The sequence below is a fragment of the Pseudomonas sp. NPDC089918 genome (genome assembly GCF_050280605.1).
Lineage (GTDB): Bacteria > Pseudomonadota > Gammaproteobacteria > Pseudomonadales > Pseudomonadaceae > Aquipseudomonas.
Map to the genome: position 1 here is coordinate 165,056 of NZ_JBNNVP010000004.1, position 18,403 is coordinate 183,458.

Consider the following 18,403-nt stretch of genomic DNA (forward strand, 5'->3'; position numbering starts at 1 on the left):
CGAAGTTGTAGGTCATCGTACAACTTAAAATACAACCGTCAACTGCATTTCATCGCGAGCCGCAAAATTTGCGTCGGAAAAAGTAATCCCTTGACGTAGGAAACTTCTCATCTATGATCCAAACAGCTGTATATACATACAGCCAAATTTGAATCTACCTACGACATATCAAGGAGCTAGAAATGTCAGGTCTATACGCACAACCGAAGGAAAATACCCGACAGATCATCGCCGATCTGGATGATCTTTTTACCGAGCACGGCATCGCGTTTTCTGGCGATGGCGGCACGCTTAAACTCACCGCCGGCAGCCATCACAACCTCAAGCATCAGCGCCAGGGCTTGCTGCCGACGCCACCGAAAAATGCGCTGAAAGGCGCGCCGCAGCTTAGGTTTGAAGGTGCAGAACATACCGCGATCGGCGACAGCACCCTGCTGCGTTTCGTCAAGGATGCTCCTGCCATACCGGCCTCGCAGGTGGAGTTGCACCTGCCTAATGGCCTGGCATTGACCTATGGACAAGTGATTGCGCTGGGGGGTGATTTTTATGGAATTCCCGACCAACCGATCTGCGAAGGCGCAACAGCCGCAGACCGAATCCAGCGCTTTACCAACGCCTTCAACTCCCTGGCGGTACTGCCGGCCTCAAACGCCGAGGCGAAGTTGATCCTCGGCGTCATGCAGAAGGAAATCGCCGCCGTCAATCAAGCGATCAGGGACGGAAAACAGCCTCATGAGGCTTATGACGCCCTAGGTGATACGTTGTCGGAAGAGTGGAACAAGATCACCGGTGGCGGCAGTTTCGTTTCGGCGCTATTCCCTTTGGGGCGTTATCTGAAACTGGCCGCCAACAATGCTGACCACTTTGCCGAATGGGCGTTGCTGGCTTATATCGCCGGGCACACGGCAGCGCTGCAACAAGCAGTGCTGGCCCACAACAGCGGTGATGAAAAGCAGTTGGAGCTGGCCTATGCGATGAACGCTTTTGCCGATCACTCTTTGACCGACCTGTATTCCGCCGGTCACCTGCGAGTACCGCGCAAACAGTTGGCGGCAGTGGTCACGCCCAGTGATCTCGGCTCGTTGATTACCCGCTTCATGCACGATGAAGACAGCAAGTTCGGCCTCAACGTGAGCAACGGCAACGGCGATCGCTGGCACGCCTACGGCGACAAGCGCTACTTCGACGCGATCGACAGCGCCAATCGCGCCCAGGTGAATCAGGCCGTTCAGGTGTCTGCGGATGAAGTGTTCGCGGCGTACCTCAGTGGCACTGCTCCATCGGCCGGCAGCTTTGCTGCGTTGAAAAGACTGCCCGACCTGCAAGCGGTTCTGAACCCGGCCGGCAATTTCTCGCCACTGTTCAAGGTCGAGGGCAACAAGGTATTGCGGCGCAAGGACGTCAACAACTTGAACGATACCGCCACCGTGGACGACTGGTGGGGCTGGAGCACGTATCTGCTGCTCAAGGACTACCAACCAACCGGCGTGCTGAATTCAGCGGCCAATGCCTGATAAGGAGATCACTGATGACTATCAAATTGAAACTGGAACTGGCTTCTGGCCAGTCACTGAAAGGCGCGCCGCTGGAGTTGCTGTCGAAAGGCTTGCCAATTGCCCGGGCGCTTGTGGATGAGCGCGGGCATGCGATTTTCGATGCCAAACCCGGGGCTGCTGAGTTGGCGGTGAGGGTGGATCGTTCGATTTTGAGGACTGGCTGACATATTCCAGGAAGGCCACTGACCTCATCGCGAGCAGGCTCGCTCCCACATTGGATCTGCGTGTGATCGCATTATTGTGATCGACACCAATCCCTGTGGGAGCGAGCCTGCTCGCGATGGCTATCTGTCAGGCAGCAAATCACCCAACCTGAAACTCTACCCCCGCTGCGCCTGCGCCTCTTCATGCGCCTGGCGCAACCGCTCCCGGCTATTCGTCAAATGCAACCGCATCGCCGCTCGCGCCGCGTCGGAATCCTGCCGTGCAATTGCGTCATAAATCTCTTCGTGCTCACGACTCAGACGACTCATGTAGTGCTGCTGGTCGTCGTGAGCCAGGCGCGCGGAGTTCAGGCGCGTGCGTGGAATGATGCTGGTGCCCAGGTGGGTCATGATGTCGGTGAAATAGCGGTTGCCCGTCGCCAGGGCGATTTGCAGGTGGAACTGGAAGTCGGACGCCACGGCATCGCTGGCATGGGAGACACTTTCATTCAATGCATCCAGCGCCGCGCGCATCAACGCCAGTTGCTCGGGGCTTCGACGTTGCGCGGCAAGGCCGGCGGATTCCACTTCCAGGCTGATGCGCAATTCCAGAATTGCCAGCACATCGCGCAAGGTCACCACGGTGGCCGGATCAATACGGAAACCGCTCGGGCTCGGGGTATCGAGCACGAAGGTGCCAATGCCGTGACGGGTTTCAACCTGGCCTGCGGCCTGCAAACGGGAAATCGCTTCGCGCACCACGGTGCGACTGACGCCATGGGCATCCATGATCGCCGACTCGGTGGGCAACTTGTCGCCGCGCTTGAGGTGACCGTCGCGGATCTGCTCGGACAGCACCGTCACCAGTTCCTGAGCGAGGCTGCGGCGCTTGCGAGGGAGGCGAGGTGCGTCGATCGGTTTTTCCATGGTGAACGTCTATCTCGAAAATTCGGCTGAAGCCGCATCATAGCTCAACACGGTTGTACGATCACCGTCGGTGAACGCCGGCCCTTGTGGGAGGGCCTGTGGCGAGGGGGCTTGCCCCCGTTGGACTGCGCAGCAGTCCCTTGAACTTGGGGCCGCTTCGCGCCCCAACGGGGGCAAGCCCCCTCGCCACAAAAGCTCGTTCCTACAGAGGTGGTGGAATTCAGGCGGTCACGGTCTGATCCACCAAGTGACCATTCTCGATACGCACATGCCGTGGATGGAAACGCTTCAGGCTGCTGCGATGGCCAACGCTGACGATGCTCAGTCCAGGCAACTCATCAATCAATGCCTGATACAGCGACGCTTCATCCTCTTCGTCCATCGCCGAAGTGGCTTCGTCCATGTACAGCCATTGCGGGGCATACAGCAGCGCACGGGCGAAGGCCAAACGTTGCTGTTCGCCTGGCGAGAGCATGCGCTGCCAGTGATTGGCTTCATCCAGACGCGTAATCAGGTGTGGCAAGCGGCAGGTTTCCAGGACGTGGACGTAACGCTCATGCGAGTAGGTGTCGCCCGGCTGTGGATAACTCAGCACCTCGCGCAGGGTGCCAATCGGCAGATAGGGTTTTTGCGGCAGGAACAGATACCGCCCCGTGGGCAGACGGATGCTGCCGTGGCCAGCCGGCCAAAGATGCCCCATCGCCCGCAGCAACGTTGATTTGCCGCTGCCGGAACGACCGCTGAGCATGACGCGCTCGCCCTCCTCCACCGTCATGTCGGCGTTGGTCAGCAGGTGACGACCGTCAGCGAGGTCAAGGCCAAGGTTTTGCACCTTCAACGTTGTGCCCTGATTCTGCACATCGATGGCCGGCGCGCGCTGCTCGTTATCGGTCATGGCCTGATGGAAACTCAATAGACGATCGCAAGTGGCACGCCACTCGGCAAGGCCCTGGTATGCACTGATGAACCAGCTGAAGTTTTCCTGAACGTTGCCGAACGCCGAGTTGATTTGCATCAGCTCACCCAGCTCGATCTTGCCGGCAAAGTAACGAGGTGCAGCGACCATGAACGGGAAGATGATTGCGATCTGGCCATAACCGGAAGTGAAAAATGTCAGGCGCTTGGACACTTTCATGATGTCCCAGAAGTTGTGCCAGACCATGCTGAAGCGGCTGCTCAGACGGCGGTTCTCATTGGGTTCTCCGTTGTACAACGCAATGCTTTCGGCATTCTCGCGGACTCGTACCATGGAGAAACGCAAATCGGCTTCGAAACGTTGCTGGTTGTTGTTGAGGCCGATCAGGCGACGCCCGATCAAATGCGTGAGCCAGCTGCCGACGATGGCGTAAACCAGTGCACACCAGAACATGTAGCCGGGAATCGTATAGCCAAACACTTCGATGCTGCCTGAGACGCCCCACAGAATAATCGAGAACGACACCAGGCTGACGACGGTGCGGATCAAACCAAGGCCCAGGAGCAAGGTGTTGGTGGTGAATTTATTGAGGTCTTCGGAAATGCGCTGGTCCGGGTTATCGGTGTAACCGCCCTGCTCCAGCTGATAGTAGTTCTTGTTGCCCAACCAACGGGTGAAGTGTTTCTCGGTGAGCCAGGCCCGCCAGCGAATGGTCAGCATCTGGGTCAGGTAGAGCTGATACACCGCAGCGAGAATTGCCACGGCCGCGATGCCGCAGAAATACAGGATCAAATGCCAGAAGGCCGCTTCGTCCTTCTTTTGCAGGGCGTTATAGAAATCCTTGTACCAACTGTTGAGCCACACTGAAATCGCCACGCTGAACAATGACAGCGCGATCACCGCGATCAGCAACGTCCAGGCCTTGCCCTTCTCTTCACTGCGCCAGTAAGGCGTGGTCATCGCCCAGACTTTGCGAAAAAACTGCCCGCGCACAGCATCATTGACCGCGCAATATTCAGCGTTCTGATTCATGGATAAGGCTCGATAAAGAAAAGAACACACACGAGCCGATCATAAATGATCGGCCCGGCTTGTAACGAGGTGTGACAACAATTGTTCAGCGCCGGTTCAGCGACGGACCGGGCGCTTCTGCAGTTTGCGCTGCAGCGTGCGGCGGTGCATGCCCAAGGCGCGGGCGGTAGCGGAGATGTTGCCTTCGTGCTCGGTCAATACGCGCTGGATGTGCTCCCACTGGAGGCGATCCACGGACATCGGGTTTTCCGGCACCAGGGTGTCGAGGTCGGCGTGCTCGGAGAGCAACGCGGCCAGCACGTCATCGGCGTCCGCCGGTTTGCACAGGTAATTGCAGGCGCCACGCTTGATCGCCTCGACGGCGGTGGCAATGCTCGAGTAACCGGTGAGGATCACAACGCGCATTTCCGGGTCGAGTTCCAGCAGTTTGGGCAACAACACCAAGCCCGAATCGCCGTCCATTTTCAGATCCAGGGCGGCGTAATCCGGTATGTCGGCCTGGGCGATGGTCAGGCCTTCTTCGGCGGAACCTGCCGTGCTGACGCGAAAACCGCGGCGGGCCATGGCGCGGGCCATCACACGGGTGAAGGTTGCGTCGTCGTCTACCAGCAGCAAATGCGGCAGTTCTTCGCCTTCGACTTGGATCTCGTCACTCATGTTCGTCTCCTCGGGCGACACGGGGCAGGCGCAGCTCGGTGAGCGTGCCACCTTCCTCATGACTGTAGAGTTTCACTGAGCCGCCGGCGCGTGTCACGCTGGCCTTGCTCAAAAACAGGCCCAGGCCGAAACCTTTGCCCTTGGTGGTAAAAAACGGTTTGCCAATCTGCTCGGCAATAGCCAATGGCACACCGGCGCCATGGTCGCGAATGCTGATGGTCAAGTCCTCGGCATTCCAGTCCAGCGTCACTTGCAAGCCTTCGGGGCACGCATCGGCGGCGTTGTTCAGCAAATTCAGCAGTGCCTGAGTCAAATCCGGCGGCGGCGCCATGCGCGGCACGGTCCCCTGGCCCAGGCGCTGGAAGCGATAACTGGCTTCCGGGCGCATCAGGTGCCAACGGTTCAGGGCTTCGTCGAGCCAGTCGGTGACGTCTTGCATCTCCACCGCCAAGCGACGATTGGCTTCCGCCGCCCGGACCAACTGCTGCAAGGTCTCTTTGCAGAGTTTGACCTGATCCTGCAGCACGCTCAAATCGTCCTGCAACAGCGGGTCTGGATGGTCCTGGCGCATTTCCTTGAGCAGCACGCTCATGGTCGCCAGCGGTGTGCCCAGCTCATGGGCGGCGCCGGCAGCCTGGGTCGCTACGGCCAGCAATTGCTGATCGCGCAGGCCTTCTTCGCGACGAATGGCGCGCAATTCTTCCTGACGACGCAGCTCTTCGGCCATGCGGGCGGCGAAGAACGTAATGACCGCCGCCGCCAGGGCAAAGCTCAGCCACATGCCGTAGATCTGCAGGTTCTCTCGGGCGATCGGGAACGTTTCCAGCGGGTAGAACCGTGCCAGCAGCAACGTATAAAGCGCCAGGGCGATGCCCGACAGAATTACCGAATAGCGCCACGGCAAGGTCACGGCAGCGATGGTCAATGGCACCAGGTAATAAGAGACGAACGGGTTGGTCGAACCACCGGAGAAGTACAGCAAGGCACTGTGGATAAACAGGTCACAGGCCAGTTGCACGGCGTATTCGAGCTCGGTCACCGGCCACGACGTGCGCAGACGAATCGCGGTCAGTGCGCAGAGCACCATGGAAAAACCGAGGGTGATCGCCAATTGCAGCCAGGGCAACGGCAGCAGGTCGAACCAGTAAGCCAGGCCTACGGAACCGGCCTGAGCGGCCAGCACCAACGTACGGATGAACGTAAGCCGCCAGAGGTTCTGACGAGTGGCGGAAGTAATTTGAACGGGGGCGAGCATGAGCTCTCCTGATGAGCGCTCCAGGCGGATCGCACGGAGTATAACCAAGCCGCGGGCCTGAGAGGCAAAAGTGCGGCAAACGACCACAGTGACCAGCGATCTATCTGCGACGAATCCCCCTGTGGCGAGGGAGCTTGCTCCCGCTGGACTGCGAAGCAGGCCCAAACCAGTCAGCCGGGGCATCCGGCAAACGGTGCACTCAGGTTTTACGACTGCTGCGCAGCCGAGCGGGAGCAAGCTCCCTCGCCACAAAAGCCCTTCAGCAACTCACCAGCATTCCATCTGTATAGAAGTTGTAACTGTGCGAACCGGACCATTGAAGCTAGAGTCTGATGGTTTCACGCAGGTTCGGACCTTAACCCCTGCGCATCGTCCAAGGAGCTTTTCATGCACACATTGCGCCGCAGCGCCGCCCTTCTTGCCTTAAGCGTTGGCACCGTCGCCAGCCTTCCGGCCCTGGCCGTCGACGAACTGCATTACAACCAGATCTCCCTGCGCGCCGAAGTCAGCCAGGAAGTGGCCCGCGACCTGATGATCGTGACCCTCTACACCGAAGAGCAAAACAGCGACCCGGCCAAACTCGCCGCCGACGTCAGCACCACCATGAACAAGGCGCTGGCACAGGCTAAAGAAGTCAAAGACATCACCCTGCGCCAGGGCAGCCGCAACAGCTACCCGATCTACGACACCAAAGGCCAGAAAATCATCGGTTGGCGTGAACGCGCCGAACTGCGCCTGGAAAGCTCGGATTTCGCCGCCCTCTCCAAACTCACCGGTGAACTGCTCACCGACCTGAAAATGGGCGGCATGGACTTCGCCATCGCCACCCCGACCCGCAAAGCCAGCGAAGATGCCCTGCTCAAGGAAGCCGTGACCGCCTTCAAGTCCCGCGCCCAACTGGCCACCGACGCCCTGGGCGGCAAGAGCTACAAAATCGTCAACCTGAACCTCAACAGCAACGGTTATCCACAACCGTACATGCGTGGGCCGATGATGATGAAAGCCGCGGCCGGCATGGATTCGGCACCGGTGACGCCAGAAGTTGAAGCCGGGACCAGCCAGGTCAGCATGACGGCGGATGGGGCGATTGAAGTGTTGATGCCTTGATTCGATAACACGTACAAAAAAACGGCGACCACCGAAGTGATCGCCGTTTTTTATTGCCCGTCGTGGGCCAGTCGGCTTTTTTGGCGAACAATCTGCCGCCATCGCGAGCAGGCTCGCTCCCACATTTGATCTGTGTCGTACATAAAATCCATGTACACCCTCAATCCCTGTGGGAGCGAGCCTGCTCGCGATGAACGATAACGCGGTCTACGCCGGATCGACGTTATCCAACGCCCGGTTCACCGCCAGCTCCGCCAGCATGATGATCTGTTGAATCGCCAACACTGTATTGCGCTGCGGGCCGATCAGGTGGGTGGCGAAATCACTGGCCAGGACACTGGCCGAGGCCAATGACTCGCAGGCTTGTGCCAACAGGCTTTCGGTATCCATGTTGGGGGCGATCATATACATCGTGCTGGGACGACGGGGTGTCGGGGCGTATGGGGCGGGTGGATCGAGGTAGTAATCGAGGGCGCGTTTTATGGCTTCGCGGTCTTTGAGTAATTCTTCGGTGCGCAAGGCTTCGGCGTTGGGGGTGGTGGTGTTGAAGGGTGGGTCCGGGATTAACTTATCCATATAAAAACTCCTACTTGCGAGTGGGAGCCATCCATTTATCGTTTCCACACGACAAAAAGTGGCAGCTGTACGCAGGGTGGAAAACCGGTAAGTAGGCACCCGGCCAGACCGAAGTCTGCCCACGCACAGCTGCCATGACGCAGTTTGCAGACGAAAGAAGACGTCGGCAATGATTACGATGGTCCAGCTATGCGGCTACTAAGAGTTCCAGGTTTCCACGCCTGGCCGCTGAAATCGCAGCGACAGCCAAAGATTAGAGGCACTGCTTCCTACCCGACAACCTGAAAAATGCGTGGGAAAGCTCTGTGTTTCTTACACATCGTTCAACAAAAAAATGGAATGCAGAGCAGGCCGCCAAGCCAACAACCCGCTTGAATATGCCGAGATAGAGGGGTTCCCCTTACAAACGGATATTTCCGCCAATCTCACCAACAACGCTACCCTCAGGAAAACACCGCCGCCAAACCCACGGGGACTCCATGGAAAGAACCACCGTCAAACCACTTCTGCTTGCTCTCGCCCTCGCTACAACCGCATCACTCGCACAAACCGCCCAAGCCGCCACCACCCTGGTCTACTGCTCCGAAGCCAGCCCCGCCGGCTTCGACCCCAGCCAATACACCAGCGGCACCGACTTCGACGCCTCAGCCGAAACCGTCTTCAACCGCCTCACCCAATTCAAACGCGGTGGCACCGAAGTCGAACCCGGCCTGGCCACAAGCTGGGATGTCTCCCAGGACGGCCTCAGCTACACCTTCCACCTGCGCGACGGCGTGAAATTCCACACCACCGACTACTTCACCCCGACCCGCGACTTCAACGCCGATGACGTCCTGTTCACCTTCCAGCGCCTGCTCGACCCGCAGAATGCCTTCCGTAAAGCCTACCCCGCCGAGTCGCCGTACTTCACCGACATGGGCCTGAACACCACGATCAAAAGCATCGACAAGATCGACGACCACACCGTGCGCTTCAGCCTGAACAACATCGACGCCGCATTCGTGCAGAACCTCGCCATGAGCTTCGCCTCGGTGCAGTCCGCCGAATACGCCGCCCAACTGTTAAAGGAAGGCAAAGCCGCCGACCTCAACCAGAAACCGGTCGGCACCGGCCCGTTCGTGTTCAAGCGCTATCAAAAGGACTCGCAGATCCGCTACGCCGCCAACAAGGCCTACTGGAAACCCGAGGACGTGAAACTCGATAACCTGATTTTCTCGATCACACCCGATGCCGCCGTGCGCTTGCAGAAGCTCAAGGCCGGCGAGTGTCAGGTCAGCGGCTACCCGCGCCCGGCAGACATCGAAGTCATGGAGAAAGACCCGAACCTGACCGTGCTCAAACAGGCCGGTTTCAACCTCGGCTTCCTCGCCTACAACGTAACCCATCCGCCGCTGGACCAGCTCAAGGTCCGTCAGGCGCTGGACATGGCTATCGATAAACCGGCGATCATCAAAGCGGTCTACCAGAGTGCCGGGCAGCTGGCGCAGAACGCCCTGCCCCCGGCGCAATGGTCCTATGACCCGACCATCAAGGATGCACCGCACGACCCGATCAAAGCCCGCGCGCTACTAAAAGAAGCAGGGGTTGCGCCCGGTACGACTATTAATTTGTGGGCCATGACGGTGCAGCGTGCCTCCAACCCGAATGCGCGGATGTCGGCGCAGATGATCCAGCAGGATTGGGAGAAAGTCGGGATCAAGGCCAACATCGTCAGCTATGAGTGGGGCGAGTACATCAAGCGCGCCAAGAACGGCGAGCACGACGCGATGATCTACGGCTGGACCGGCGATAACGGTGACCCGGACAACTGGCTCGGCGTGCTCTACAGCTGCGCTGCGGTGAAAGGTAGCAATTACGCCAAATGGTGCGACCCGGCCTACGACAAGCTGGTGCAGCAAGCGAAGGTGTCCACGGACAAACAGCAGCGGGTCAAACTGTACCAACAGGCACAGCAAATCCTTAAGCAACAAGTACCTATCACACCTGTTGCCAACTCGACCGTGTTCCAGCCACTGCGCAAGGAAGTCACCGACTTCAAGATCAGCCCTTTCGGCCTTACACCCTTCTATGGCGTGAGTATAAATAAGTAACACCAGGCGCCAACCGGGTGCACCAGACGCCCCGGTTGCCCCTTGTCGGTGCGCGTTTTGCACCGTAAAAAACCTGCGCAAACGGTCAAATGTGCGGGAATTTATACATATGCGACATTAAGGTACGTTCGTGCCACTGTTTAAGGTTTGGAGCCATTCAGGATCTTGCATTGGGTATGGCCCCTGCATAAGTATCCGCAGGTCGACTCACGAGGTCGTCCTCTAATTCCAAAAATGACAACAAATCATGAGGCCACCATGCTTAAACACGCGGTCATTCCGTTTTTAGTCGGCGCAAGCTTATTAGCCAGCGCACCTTTCGCCCAAGCGGCGACTAACCTGGTGTTTTGCTCCGAAGGGAGCCCGGCCGGTTTCGATCCTGGTCAGTACACCACCGGAACCGACTTCGACGCCTCTGCAGAAACCATGTTCAACCGCCTGACCCAGTTCGAGCGCGGCGGCACCGCCGTTATTCCTGGCCTGGCGACCAAGTGGGACATTTCCGATGACGGCCTGACTTACACCTTCCACCTGCGCGAAGGCGTCAAGTTCCACACCACCCCGTACTTCAAGCCAACTCGTGAGTTCAACGCCGACGACGTGCTGTTCACCTTTAATCGCATGATTAACAAGGATGATCCGTTCCGTAAGGCGTACCCGACTGAATTCCCGTACTTCACCGACATGGGGATGGACACCAACATCACCAAGATCGATAAAGTCGACGACCACACCGTCAAGTTCACGCTCAAAGAAGTGGATGCCGCGTTCATTCAGAACATGGCCATGAGTTTCGCCTCGGTCCAGTCCGCCGAGTACGCTGCCCAGCTGCTCAAGGAAGGCAAAGCCGCCGACATCAACCAGAAGCCGGTCGGTACTGGCCCGTTCGTGTTCAAGAGCTACCAGAAAGACTCCAACATCCGCTACACCGGGAACAAGGACTACTGGAAGCCTGACGACGTGAAGATCGATAACCTGATCTTCGCCATCACCACCGACCCGTCTGTACGCATCCAGAAGCTGAAAAAGAACGAGTGTCAGATCACCCTGTTCCCTCGTCCGGCCGATCTGAAAGCGTTGAAGGAAGACAAAACCCTGAAGGTGCCTGACCAGGCCGGTTTCAACCTGGGTTATATCGCCTACAACGTGATGGACAAGATCAAGGGCAGCGATCAGCCAAACCCGATGGCTCAGTTGAAAGTGCGTCAGGCATTGGACATGGCCGTCAACAAGCAGCAGATCATCGATTCGGTTTACCAGGGCGCCGGCCAACTGGCCGTCAACGCCATGCCTCCGACCCAATGGTCTTATGACACCACCATCAAGGACGCGCCATACAACCCTGAGAAAGCCAAAGAGCTGCTCAAGGAAGCCGGCATCAAGGAAGGCACCGAGATCAACCTGTGGGCGATGCCGGTGCAACGTCCCTATAACCCCAACGCCAAGCTGATGGCCGAAATGCTCCAGTCCGACTGGGCCAAGATCGGTATCAAGGCCAAGATCGTCACCTACGAATGGGGCGAGTACATCAAGCGCTCCAAGGGCGGCGAAAACGGCGCGATGCTGATTGGCTGGAGCGGCGACAACGGTGACCCGGACAACTGGCTGAACGTGCTGTTCGGCTGCGATTCGCTGCAAGGCAACAACTTCTCCAAGTGGTGCGACAAGAAGTTCGACGGCATCGTCAAAGAAGCCAAGCGCACCACCGATCAAGCCAAGCGCACCGAACTGTACAAACAGGCGCAACACGTCCTCAAAGATGCTGTTCCAATGACACCTATCGCTCACTCGACGGTGTTCCAACCCATGCGCGACAACGTGCAGGACTTCAAGATCAGCCCGTTTGGCTTGAACTCCTTCTACGGCGTTAGCGTCAGCAAATAAGAAAAGGCAGCGGCGACGTTTTCAGCGACGCCGCTGCTTTTTTCTGCCGAGAAGATAGGAATTTGCCTACATCCTAATCCGCTGTCTGACGCAGCCAGGGGTTAGGACGCGTTGCCTTTTCCTACGAGTCTTTAGGACTCAGCGCATTTACTGCCAGACCCACGGCACCTACCGTCGGGATCTGACCAGCGATTGCGTGGCTATCGGTTTGCTGCCCGTATTGGTTTGAGCTCAATGCAGCCCCCCACTCGGGGTCGCGGCGCATTGAATAAACACTACAAAAAGAGGGAGCGTCATGCGCCATACCTTGGTTTTATCCGCATTGCTGGGCACCGGCCTGCTGGCCGTCACTTCCGTTAGCCAGGCCGCCAATAACAGCCTGGTGTTCTGCTCCGAAGGCAGCCCGGCGGGCTTCGACACCGCGCAATACACCACGGCGACCGATAACGACGCCGCCGAGCCGCTGTACAACCGATTGGCAGAGTTTGAAAAAGGCGCCACCAACGTCGTACCGGGCCTGGCAACGAGCTGGGATATTTCCGAGGACGGCCTCAAGTACTCCTTTCATCTGCGCGAAGGGGTGAAATTTCACACCACCAAATACTTCACACCGACCCGCGATTTCAACGCCGATGACGTGCTGTTTACCTTTAATCGCATGCTCGATCCGCAGCAACCCTTCCGTAAGGCTTATCCAACCGAATTCCCGTATTTCAACGGGATGAGCCTGAACAAGAACATCGCCAAGGTCGAGAAGACCGGGCCGCTGACCGTGGTGATGACGCTCAACAGTGTCGACGCCGCGTTCATCCAGAACATCGCCATGAGCTTCGCCGCGATCCTGTCCGCCGAATACGCCGATCAGCTGCTGGCCTCCGGCAAGCCGAGCGACATCAACCAGAAGCCGATCGGCACTGGCCCGTTCGTGTTCAAGAGCTACCAGAAAGATTCCAACATCCGTTACAGCGGCAACAAGCAGTACTGGGACCCGAGCCGGGTCAAGCTCGACAACCTGATTTTCGCCATCAACACCGACGCCTCGGTGCGCGTGCAGAAGCTCAAGGCCAACGAATGCCAGATCACCCTGCACCCACGCCCCGCCGACGTGACCGCGCTGAAAAACGATCCGAAACTGCAATTGATCGAAAAGCCCGGGTTCAACCTTGGTTACATCGCCTATAACGTGCGGCACAAACCGTTCGATCAGCTCGAAGTGCGCCAGGCGCTGGACATGGCGGTTAACAAGCAAGGCATTCTCAACGCCGTCTATCAAGGCGCCGGTCAACTGGCAATGAACGCCATGCCACCGACTCAATGGTCCTACGACGAGACGATTAAAGACGCCGCCTACAACCCGGAAAAGGCCAAGGAATTGCTCAGGGCCGCCGGCGTCAAGGAAGGCACCGAAATCACTCTCTGGGCCATGCCCGTTCAGCGTCCGTACAACCCCAACGCCAAGTTGATGGCCGAAATGCTCCAGGCGGATTGGGCGAAGATCGGCCTCAAGGTCAAGATCGTCAGCTACGAATGGGGCGAGTACATCAAGCGCACCAAGAACGGCGAGCACGACATCAGCCTGATCGGCTGGACCGGTGACAATGGCGACCCGGACAACTGGCTCGGCACGCTGTACAGCTGCGATGCCATTGGCGGCAACAACTACTCCATGTGGTGTGATCCGGCTTACGACAAGCTGATCAAGCAGGCCAAAGTCGTCACTGACCGTGACCAGCGCACGGTGCTCTACAAGCAGGCGCAGCAGTACCTCAAGCAGCAGGTGCCCATCACGCCGGTCGCCCACTCGACGGTCAACCAGCCGTTGAGCGCCAAAGTCGAAGGATTCAAGGTGAGTCCTTTCGGTCGTAACGTGTTCTCGGGCGTCAGTATCGACCAATAACCGATTAGTCAGAACGCTGGGGGCGGATTCCGCCCTCACGCAAGCGTATTGCCGTAATTCGCCAATCAGGCCTATAGCAAACGTTTGCTTTGCGTGAAATGAGTTCAAACCAAATAGCCGTTCACCAAAAAAAGACCGGCATAAAAAAGAAAACAAGGAGCTTCACCCATGAAACTGAGCAGCACCGCGTTATTGGCCTTGGCCATCAGCAGCGTGACCGCCACGGCGTACGCAGAATCCCAGAGCCAGGCGTTCACGCCGGTTACCGTTAAAGAGAAAAGTGCCCAGAGTGAAGCCACAGGCTTTGTCGAAGGCCAATCGATCACCGGCAGCACGCGTAACTGGTATGCCAATGAGCAACTGAAGCGCGGCGCCACGTTCAGCTACAAGAAGAATGGTGTATCGACCCCGACTGATCGTCGTATCAACTGGGTTCAGGGCACTATCCTCAAGTACAACTCCGGCTTCACCGAAGGCACCGTAGGTTTCAGCACCGAAGTGGCGGCCTACAACGCTATTGCTCTGGATCGTGATCGCAAGGATCTGGCGTCCAATAATGGTGGCGCACCGGGTACCCGTTCTGGCGCGGGCAACAACCGCACACTGACCGAGGAAGGTGGCGACGCTGTCGGCCAGTGGAGCAAGCTGGGCCTGGCCAACGTCAAGGCCCGCGTGTCCAACACCACCCTCACTGCCGGCCGCCAGAACTTCAGCAGCCCGATGGTCGATGTCATCGGTAACCGTGCGTTGCCTTCGAGCTTCCAGGGTGTGAGCCTGCACAGTGAAGAGCTGGAAAACCTGAGCTTCGACGTCGGCACGTTCGATCGCAACTCTCCACGAACCGAACAAAGCCAGCGCAAGTTCCGCACCGAATACGCCAACGGCATCGTTGAAACCGATCACGTCCACACGGCCGGTATCACTTACACGCCATTTGCCAGCCTGACCACCAGTCTGTGGGGTACCCAGGCTGAAGACCTGTGGAACCAGTACTACTTCGGCGCCAGCCATGTGCTGGGCGACAGCTCGATCCTGAGCCTGACCACTGGCCTGAACTACTACAAAACCCAGGAAGAAGGTAAAGCCCTTATCGGCAAGATCGATAACGACACCTACTCCCTGTCGTTCGGCCTGACCCACCAGGCTCACAGCCTTACCTTCTCTTACCAGGAAATTAACGGTAACGAGTACTTCGACTACCTGCACGAAACCAACGGCATCTACCTGGCCAACTCCCTGCTGTCGGACTTCAACGGCCCGAACGAGAAGTCCTTCCAGATTGCCTACGGTCTGAACATGGCTGAATACGGCGTACCGGGCCTGAAGTTCAACATCTATCAGGCTCGCGGCTGGGGCATCGACGGCACTCACTACACCGGCAACGGCGGTGTGGCGGACAAGGGTTACGACGGTATCCAGAACCAGGATGGCGAACACCACTATGAATACGGCATCGGTGCTTCGTACGCCGTGCAGAGCGGTCCACTCAAGGCCACCGCTATCCGCGCGACCTACACCGCTCATCGCGCCAGCGAAAACCAGGTGGATGGCAGCATCAACGAGTTCCGTCTCGTGACCACCATCCCGTTCAATATTTTGTAAAACCCATGCCGGCGGCTGACTCATGATGAGTCGGCCGTCTGGTTTTTCTGTTCACCGATTGCAGAGGGCTCTAGATGAAAATGCTTCCCCTACGAGCGGCCATCGCTGCCGCGTTGCTGAGTGTCGCCGTCGGCGTCTCGGCCAAACCCTTGGTGGTCTGTACCGAAGCCAGCCCGGAAGGCTTCGATATGGTCCAGTACACGACTGCAGTCACAGCCGATGCGGTGGCCGAAACCATCTTCAATCGTCTGGCGGACTTCAAGCCCGGCACCACTGAAGTGATCCCGGCACTGGCCGAGTCGTGGGACATCAGCGACGACGGTCTGACCTACACGTTCCACCTGCGCAAAGGCGTCAAGTTTCACACCACCGATTACTTCAAGCCGACCCGCGACATGAATGCCGACGACGTGGTCTGGAGCTTCCAGCGTCAGCTGGACCCGAAACACCCATGGCACAAACTGTCGAGCGTGGGCTTCCCGTACTTTGAAAGCATGGGCTTCAAAGAGCTGCTCAAAAGCGTCGAGAAAGTCGACGACAACACGGTCAAATTCACCCTGACCCGCCGTGAAGCGCCGTTCCTGGCCGACATCGCCATGGCCTTCTCCTCGATTTACTCCGCCGAGTACGCCGATCAGTTGCTCAAGGCCAACAAGGCCGGCGACCTGAACAACAAGCCGATCGGCACCGGACCGTTCGTCTTCCAGCGTTACGCCAAGGATGCTCAGGTTCGCTTCAAGGCCAATCCGGACTACTTCCGTGGCAAGCCACCGGCTGAAGCGCTGGTCCTGGCGATTGCCACCGACAACAACGTGCGCCTGCAAAAGCTCAAGGCCAACGAGTGCCAGATCGCGCTGTATCCGAAACCGGATGACATCCCGAGCATCAAGAAAGACGCCAACCTGAAGGTTGATGAGCTGAACGCGATGACCGTGTCCTATGTCGCCATGAACACCGCCCGCCCGTACATCAGCGATGTGCGCGTGCGTAAAGCCATCGACATGGCCTTCGACAAGGCTGCGTACGTCAACGCGTTGTTCGGCAAGGGCAATGCGACCGTGGCGGTCAACCCGTACCCGGACACCCTGCTGGGCTACAACCACAAACTGACCAACCCGCCACGTGATCTGGACAAGGCTCGCGCCTTGCTCAAGGAAGCCGGCGTACCGGAAGGCACCACGTTTACCCTGTTCACCCGTAACGGCGGCGGCCCGACCAACCCGAACCCGATGCTCGGCGCGCAGATGATGCAGGCCGATCTGGCCAAAGTCGGGATCAAGGTCGATATTCGAGTCATGGAATGGGGCGAAATGCTCAAGCGCGCGAAAAACGGCGAGCACGACATGGTGTCTGCCGGCTGGGCGGGCGACAACGGTGACCCGGATAACTTCCTGACGCCTATGCTCAGTTGCGAAGCGGCCAAGAACGGCGAAAACTACGCTCGCTGGTGCAATGAAAAGTTCCAGGCGCTGATCGACGAAGCACGGGCCAAAGTGAACCCGGACGAACGCACGGCGCTCTACGAACAGGCCCAGGCCATTTTCAATCAGGACCAGCCGTGGATCAGCATGGCGCACACCCGTATGTTCACTGCAATGCGCACCAACGTAGAGGGCTATCACATTAGCCCCCTCACCACTAATAACTTCGCCACCACCCAGGTGAAGTAGATAAGAAACGCCCGGCATCGCTGACCCCAGCGCTGCCGGGCACGCCTAACCGGCTGATGAGGTACACCACACGATGTTTAGTTTTATTGCCCGCCGATTGGGGTTATTGATCCCCACGTTCTTCGGCATCACCTTGCTGACTTTCGCGTTGATTCGCATGATTCCAGGCGACCCCGTGGAAGTAATGATGGGCGAACGTAGAGTCGACCCCGAAATGCATGCTCAGGCAATGGAACGCCTAGGTCTGAACAAACCCCTGTATGCCCAATACCTGGATTACATCGGCAAGTTGGCCCACGGCGATCTCGGCGAATCCCTGCGTACCCGTGAAAGCGTCTGGACCGAGTTCAGCTCTCTATTCCCCGCGACCCTGGAACTGTCCATGGCCGCCCTGTTATTCGCCGGCATCCTGGGCCTTCTGGCCGGGGTGATCGCGGCACTCAAGCGAGGATCCCTGTTCGACCATGGGGTGATGGGCGTCTCCCTGGCGGGATACTCGATGCCGATCTTCTGGTGGGGCCTGATCCTGATCATGTTCTTCTCGGTGAGCCTGGGCTGGACCCCGGTGTCCGGGCGGATCGACCTGCTCTACGACATCGAGCCGCGCACCGGCTTCATGCTGATCGATACGCTGCTGGCCGACGACGTCGGGGCGTTCTTCGATGCCCTGCATCACCTGATCCTGCCGGCCATCGTGCTCGGTACTATCCCGCTGGCGGTGATCGCGCGGATGACCCGTTCGTCGATGCTCGAAGTGCTGCGTGAAGACTACATCCGTACCGCCCGCGCCAAAGGCCTGTCGCCATCGCGCGTGGTGTTCGTTCACGGCTTGCGTAACGCACTGATTCCGGTACTGACCGTGGTCGGCCTGCAAGTCGGCACTCTGTTGGCCGGTGCGGTCCTGACCGAAACCATTTTCTCCTGGCCCGGCATCGGCAAATGGCTGATCGAAGCCATTGGCGCACGGGACTATCCCGTGGTGCAGAACGGCATCCTGTTAATCGCCTGCCTGGTGATCCTGGTCAACTTCGTGGTGGACATCCTCTACGGCTTTGCCAACCCACGCATCCGTCATCAGCGCTGAGATCAAG

The 18,403-nt window shown here is 58.3% G+C and carries 14 protein-coding genes; 9 read left to right on the plus strand and 5 right to left on the minus strand.

Features of this window, described 5'->3' with window-relative positions:
- The first annotated feature begins 182 nt into the window (after positions 1-182).
- Both ACQKPC_RS04910 and ACQKPC_RS04915 read left to right on the plus strand, forming a co-directional pair.
- Positions 183-1,514, plus strand: coding sequence for a phospholipase (locus tag ACQKPC_RS04910; RefSeq protein WP_427623371.1), 1,332 nt, complete (start codon positions 183-185; stop codon positions 1,512-1,514).
- Between the two features lie 14 nt (positions 1,515-1,528).
- Positions 1,529-1,720, plus strand: a complete 192-nt coding sequence (locus ACQKPC_RS04915) for a hypothetical protein (protein WP_427623373.1) — start codon at positions 1,529-1,531, stop codon at positions 1,718-1,720.
- A 156-nt stretch (positions 1,721-1,876) separates the two neighbouring features.
- Here ACQKPC_RS04915 and ACQKPC_RS04920 read toward each other — a convergent pair whose 3' ends face one another.
- The 4 genes from ACQKPC_RS04920 to ACQKPC_RS04935 form a co-directional block, all read right to left on the minus strand.
- A complete protein-coding gene (locus ACQKPC_RS04920; RefSeq protein ID WP_427623375.1) occupies positions 1,877-2,626 on the minus strand; it encodes a FadR/GntR family transcriptional regulator in 750 nt (249 codons plus the stop codon).
- Between the two features lie 220 nt (positions 2,627-2,846).
- Positions 2,847-4,574 (minus strand): ABC transporter ATP-binding protein/permease, encoded by a 1,728-nt coding sequence (locus ACQKPC_RS04925; RefSeq protein WP_427623376.1) that lies wholly within the window; start codon positions 4,572-4,574, stop codon positions 2,847-2,849.
- Between the two features lie 96 nt (positions 4,575-4,670).
- Positions 4,671-5,231 carry a response regulator transcription factor gene (locus ACQKPC_RS04930; protein ID WP_007901386.1) on the minus strand — a complete coding sequence of 187 codons (561 nt, stop codon included), beginning with the start codon at positions 5,229-5,231 and terminating at the stop codon, positions 4,671-4,673.
- The gene (locus ACQKPC_RS04935; RefSeq protein ID WP_007901384.1) at positions 5,224-6,486 is read right to left on the minus strand and encodes an ATP-binding protein; all 1,263 of its coding nucleotides are present in this window, start codon (positions 6,484-6,486) and stop codon (positions 5,224-5,226) included. The genes ACQKPC_RS04930 and ACQKPC_RS04935 overlap by 8 nt, the downstream gene beginning before the upstream one ends.
- Positions 6,487-6,873: 387 nt before the next feature.
- Here ACQKPC_RS04935 and ACQKPC_RS04940 point away from each other — a divergent pair, with 387 nt between their 5' ends.
- Positions 6,874-7,593, plus strand: a complete 720-nt coding sequence (locus ACQKPC_RS04940) for an SIMPL domain-containing protein (protein ID WP_427623379.1) — start codon at positions 6,874-6,876, stop codon at positions 7,591-7,593.
- Between the two features lie 207 nt (positions 7,594-7,800).
- On the opposite strand, the gene ACQKPC_RS04945 is transcribed toward ACQKPC_RS04940, so the two are convergent.
- Positions 7,801-8,169 (minus strand): DUF6124 family protein, encoded by a 369-nt coding sequence (locus ACQKPC_RS04945; RefSeq protein WP_427623381.1) that lies wholly within the window; start codon positions 8,167-8,169, stop codon positions 7,801-7,803.
- A gap of 479 nt (positions 8,170-8,648) precedes the next feature.
- Between ACQKPC_RS04945 and ACQKPC_RS04950 the strand changes: the two genes are divergently transcribed.
- From ACQKPC_RS04950 to ACQKPC_RS04975, 6 genes are all read left to right on the plus strand, one after another.
- The gene (locus tag ACQKPC_RS04950; RefSeq protein ID WP_008067279.1) at positions 8,649-10,259 is read left to right on the plus strand and encodes an ABC transporter substrate-binding protein; all 1,611 of its coding nucleotides are present in this window, start codon (positions 8,649-8,651) and stop codon (positions 10,257-10,259) included.
- Positions 10,260-10,517: 258 nt separating this feature from the next.
- Complete coding sequence (locus ACQKPC_RS04955) at positions 10,518-12,143, plus strand: ABC transporter substrate-binding protein (protein ID WP_008067278.1); 1,626 nt, start codon at positions 10,518-10,520, stop codon at positions 12,141-12,143.
- Positions 12,144-12,438: 295 nt separating this feature from the next.
- Positions 12,439-14,040 (plus strand): ABC transporter substrate-binding protein, encoded by a 1,602-nt coding sequence (locus ACQKPC_RS04960; protein WP_427623383.1) that lies wholly within the window; start codon positions 12,439-12,441, stop codon positions 14,038-14,040.
- A 168-nt stretch (positions 14,041-14,208) separates the two neighbouring features.
- Complete coding sequence (locus ACQKPC_RS04965) at positions 14,209-15,642, plus strand: OprD family porin (protein ID WP_218398665.1); 1,434 nt, start codon at positions 14,209-14,211, stop codon at positions 15,640-15,642.
- Between the two features lie 74 nt (positions 15,643-15,716).
- Positions 15,717-17,312 (plus strand): ABC transporter substrate-binding protein, encoded by a 1,596-nt coding sequence (locus tag ACQKPC_RS04970; RefSeq protein WP_427623385.1) that lies wholly within the window; start codon positions 15,717-15,719, stop codon positions 17,310-17,312.
- Between the two features lie 73 nt (positions 17,313-17,385).
- Complete coding sequence (locus tag ACQKPC_RS04975; protein ID WP_063341564.1) at positions 17,386-18,396, plus strand: ABC transporter permease subunit; 1,011 nt, start codon at positions 17,386-17,388, stop codon at positions 18,394-18,396.
- Positions 18,397-18,403 lie beyond the last annotated feature (7 nt).

Excerpts from the sequence above, each read along its gene's own strand:
- ACQKPC_RS04935 (WP_007901384.1), bottom strand. The coding sequence starts at position 6,486 with ATGCTCGCCCCCGTTCAAATTACTTCCGCCACTCGTCAGAACCTCTGG.
- ACQKPC_RS04910 (WP_427623371.1), top strand. The coding sequence starts at position 183 with ATGTCAGGTCTATACGCACAACCGAAGGAAAATACCCGACAGATCATC.
- ACQKPC_RS04955 (WP_008067278.1), top strand. The coding sequence starts at position 10,518 with ATGCTTAAACACGCGGTCATTCCGTTTTTAGTCGGCGCAAGCTTATTA.
- ACQKPC_RS04920 (WP_427623375.1), bottom strand. The coding sequence starts at position 2,626 with ATGGAAAAACCGATCGACGCACCTCGCCTCCCTCGCAAGCGCCGCAGC.
- ACQKPC_RS04915 (WP_427623373.1), top strand. The coding sequence starts at position 1,529 with ATGACTATCAAATTGAAACTGGAACTGGCTTCTGGCCAGTCACTGAAA.
- ACQKPC_RS04940 (WP_427623379.1), top strand. The coding sequence starts at position 6,874 with ATGCACACATTGCGCCGCAGCGCCGCCCTTCTTGCCTTAAGCGTTGGC.
- ACQKPC_RS04975 (WP_063341564.1), top strand. The coding sequence starts at position 17,386 with ATGTTTAGTTTTATTGCCCGCCGATTGGGGTTATTGATCCCCACGTTC.
- ACQKPC_RS04960 (WP_427623383.1), top strand. The coding sequence starts at position 12,439 with ATGCGCCATACCTTGGTTTTATCCGCATTGCTGGGCACCGGCCTGCTG.
- ACQKPC_RS04965 (WP_218398665.1), top strand. The coding sequence starts at position 14,209 with ATGAAACTGAGCAGCACCGCGTTATTGGCCTTGGCCATCAGCAGCGTG.
- ACQKPC_RS04930 (WP_007901386.1), bottom strand. The coding sequence starts at position 5,231 with ATGAGTGACGAGATCCAAGTCGAAGGCGAAGAACTGCCGCATTTGCTG.
- ACQKPC_RS04945 (WP_427623381.1), bottom strand. The coding sequence starts at position 8,169 with ATGGATAAGTTAATCCCGGACCCACCCTTCAACACCACCACCCCCAAC.
- ACQKPC_RS04950 (WP_008067279.1), top strand. The coding sequence starts at position 8,649 with ATGGAAAGAACCACCGTCAAACCACTTCTGCTTGCTCTCGCCCTCGCT.
- ACQKPC_RS04970 (WP_427623385.1), top strand. The coding sequence starts at position 15,717 with ATGAAAATGCTTCCCCTACGAGCGGCCATCGCTGCCGCGTTGCTGAGT.
- ACQKPC_RS04925 (WP_427623376.1), bottom strand. The coding sequence starts at position 4,574 with ATGAATCAGAACGCTGAATATTGCGCGGTCAATGATGCTGTGCGCGGG.